Source organism: Thalassolituus sp. UBA2009 (assembly GCF_002335285.1).
GTDB classification, from domain to species: Bacteria; Pseudomonadota; Gammaproteobacteria; order Pseudomonadales; family Oceanobacteraceae; genus Venatoribacter; species Venatoribacter alkanivorans.
This window is the reverse complement of record NZ_DDCJ01000132.1, coordinates 1-3048: the sequence shown is the minus strand read 5'-3', so window position 1 is coordinate 3048 and position 3048 is coordinate 1. Positions and strand designations below refer to the sequence as shown.

Genomic DNA, 3048 nt, shown 5'->3' with positions numbered 1-3048 from the left:
GGCAGCTCGCGTAATGCGTTCTCGGTCAGACGCTGATAGTGCTGAATAAAGCGTATCAGCCCGGCCTCGCTGAGGCTGCGGTCGGTGGTTTTGCTCAGACTGATTTTGTTTTGCGACAGAGCTGCTGATTGTTTGCGGTTACTTTCTTCCTGTTCGCGGCGCCACTGGTGTACGGCTTTCATGTCGGGGACTTTCAGCATCAGCAGGCGGTCGATCTGGGCGAACCATTCGGCATAGCTACCGGCCAGTTGCTGATTGACCCAGCGCCGCCATTGGCCGTCGCTGTCGTCGCTGGCTTCAAGGCCGTTGACCGGCTCCTGCAGGTCTTCTTCTGCAACCGGCAGACAGCCTACACACCAACCTTCAAACAGGATCAGATCGACCGGGCCCGTCACTTTATGCCAATAATTATCCGGCAGGCGGTCATCCTGAATTTTATCGAAGACCGGAATCATTAAACGTTCACCTTCGTTCAGCTTGCGCAGCTGACGGGTCAGTAACATGCCCAGTGCCACATCATGGGTGCCGGGCACGCCACGGGTGGTCAGCAGCGGGTGAATATTCAGTGCCAGCTGGCTGCGTTCGGAGTGCGTCAGGTAGAGATCATCAATGGACAGCACAACGGTGTTCCAGCCCAGAGCTTTGCGGTATACCAGTGCCAGGGCTTTACACAGGGTGGATTTCCCCGATCCCTGGCCACCATGAATACCAATAACCGGCACTTCTGTTGGCAGACGACCTTTTTCGCTTGCCAGCCAAGCGGCAAGCGGCGCCCAGACATCCGGCCACTGGCTCAGCCAGGCGGCAGGAAAGTCCTGCAACTCTGTTTCGCCAGCGCTGCGTAATTGTTCCAGCAGTTGTGGATCGCTGCTGAGTGATTGTGGCCAGAGTGTTGGTTGAAAATTCATATCGATACCTGTTATCTGTCCCGGTTAAATTAATGGTAGAGCAGATACCTGAATGAGACAGAGCAGGCACTGTGCCAGATAAGATTTTTCGCCTGATTTTACTGACCCAGAGCACTGCTTTTATGTGCTCTGGTGAACCCGAACAGAGGTAGAATGGGCTGTATAAGCTCAGAAGTGCACGGCAGGCGGTCTGCACGGGCAGGCGTTGATGACGGGATGTCGATGGATACCCTGAAATTTATGTTGGTGCCTTGTTTTGGTGCGTTTTATGCTGGTGTTTTTCATGCGCCCCATGGTGGTGCAATAATGCAGTGGTGCGATAATGCATCGTCTGGCCTGGCAATGCATTGGCGCATTGTTCTGTTCGATTAATTTGGGGAGATTTTCATGCAGCCACGGGTTGCCTATCAGGGCACTGCCGGCGCTTATTCGCATCTGGCTTGTTGTAAGGTGTTCCCTCACTGGGAGGCGGTTGCCTGCGATGATTTTTTATCGGCGCTGGAGCTGGTGGCTTCCGGTTTTGCCGACCGGGCGATGATTCCGCTGGAAAACTCAACCGCCGGGCGGGTTGAAGAAATTTACCGGTTGATTCCGAAAACCTCGCTGTTTGTTATTGCCGAGCATTTTGAACCGGTCAATCACTGTTTGCTGGCATTACCGGGGGTAAACCTCAGCGATATTGAGGAGGTGGCCTCCCATCCGCAGGCGTTGGCGCAGTGCCATCAGCGCATTGTTAATCTGGGCATGAAAGCGGTGGCCGCGGTTGATACGGCGATGGAAGCGCGTAACCTGAGTCAGGGCAAAAACCGCAAGCGTGGCGCCATTGCCTCGGCGCTGGCGGCCGAACTGTATGGCCTGAACGTGGTGCATGATAATTTTCAGGATGTAATCGGTAATACCACCCGTTTTCTGGTGTTCAGCCGTGAGCAGGAGCATCAGCAGGCTGAGCCCGGTATGGATTACATCACCAGTATTCTGTTTTCAGTGCGCAATATTCCGGCAGCGCTGTATAAAGCCCTGGGCGGCTTCGCCACTAATGGTGTGAACCTGCTGAAGTTAGAAAGCTATATGGATGGCGGCACCATGGAAGCCAGCCATTTTCATGTTGATATTCAGGGGCACCCGCAGCAGCACAATATGATTCTGGCACTGGAAGAGCTGGAATACTTTGCCCGCGAAGTGCGCATATTAGGCAGTTATCCGGCGCACGATTACCGCGTTTAACGCAGATCGTCAGACATAAACCTTCAGCGGATAATCATCCTGTAATTGCAGCACCAGAGCCTGCAGAGGCTGCAGTTGCAGACGGCCATGGTGGAAATCCAGACTCTCCGCTGAGGTTTCTCTTTCATCCTTCTTTTTATTATTCAGCAGACAGGCGGCCAGCGCCTGTGGGTGCAGGCTGGTGGATTGCGTGCGGTTGGAAAAATTCAGCAGTATCAGCAGCCGTTCCGTACGGCCGGCATTTATACCACTGCGCTCATAGGCGAGGACATCCGCTGACGCCTGCAAAAGGCGCAGTTTTCCCTGATGCAGGGCCGGTGTTTTTTTGCGCAGCCAGATCAGTTTTTTATACCAGCTCAGCAGGCTGTGCGGGTCTTGCTGTTGTTGGGTAACGCTGTGCGCAGGGACGGGTTCGTCCGGCAACCAGCTCTGCCCCTGAGTAAAAGTGTTAAGCGGAGCATCCCACATCATCGGCTGGCGGCAGCCATCACGTCCGGGATGCAGTGGCCAGTAACGGATACCCACTGGGTCCTGCAGGTTGCGGCGCTTAACTTTTTGTTCCGGCATACCGGTTTCTTCGCCGTAATATAAAAACGGCGTACCGCGTAAGGTCAGCAACAGAGCGGCGAGTATTTCAAGGCGGGTCTGGGTGAGTTTACCTGCACGGTAACGGCTGGCATGACGGCAAAAATCGTGATTACTTAATGTGTAATTAGGCCAGTTTTCACCGCCTAATAATTCCGTCCATTTTCTGATGATGGCGTGAAAGGCACTGGCTTTAAAGGGGGCACGCAGAAATTCAAAATTAAAGGCCAGATGCAGCTCATCATTCTGACCATAATAACTGGCCGGTAAATCACTGTTGCCGGCATCGGCAAGCATCACTTCACCGACCATCATCCGCTCTGGCCAGGCA

At 53.9% G+C, this 3048-nt stretch carries 4 protein-coding genes; 2 read left to right on the top strand and 2 right to left on the bottom strand.

Annotation, left to right across the window (positions count from 1 at the left end):
• A partial coding sequence (locus B3P58_RS15810; protein WP_286718973.1) for a hypothetical protein occupies nt 1–908 on the bottom strand: 908 nt, incomplete at its 3' end.
• Between the two features lie 222 nt (nt 909–1130).
• Between B3P58_RS15810 and B3P58_RS15805 the strand changes: the two genes are divergently transcribed.
• Complete coding sequence (locus B3P58_RS15805) at nt 1131–1280, top strand: hypothetical protein (RefSeq protein ID WP_286718972.1); 150 nt, start codon at nt 1131–1133, stop codon at nt 1278–1280.
• Nucleotides 1281–1295: 15 nt separating this feature from the next.
• The gene (locus B3P58_RS15800; protein ID WP_145470397.1) at nt 1296–2132 is read left to right on the top strand and encodes a prephenate dehydratase; all 837 of its coding nucleotides are present in this window, start codon (nt 1296–1298) and stop codon (nt 2130–2132) included.
• A gap of 9 nt (nt 2133–2141) precedes the next feature.
• Here B3P58_RS15800 and B3P58_RS15795 read toward each other — a convergent pair.
• Nucleotides 2142–3048: alpha-amylase family glycosyl hydrolase (locus B3P58_RS15795; protein ID WP_286718971.1), on the bottom strand; the 907-nt coding region annotated here is incomplete at its 5' end.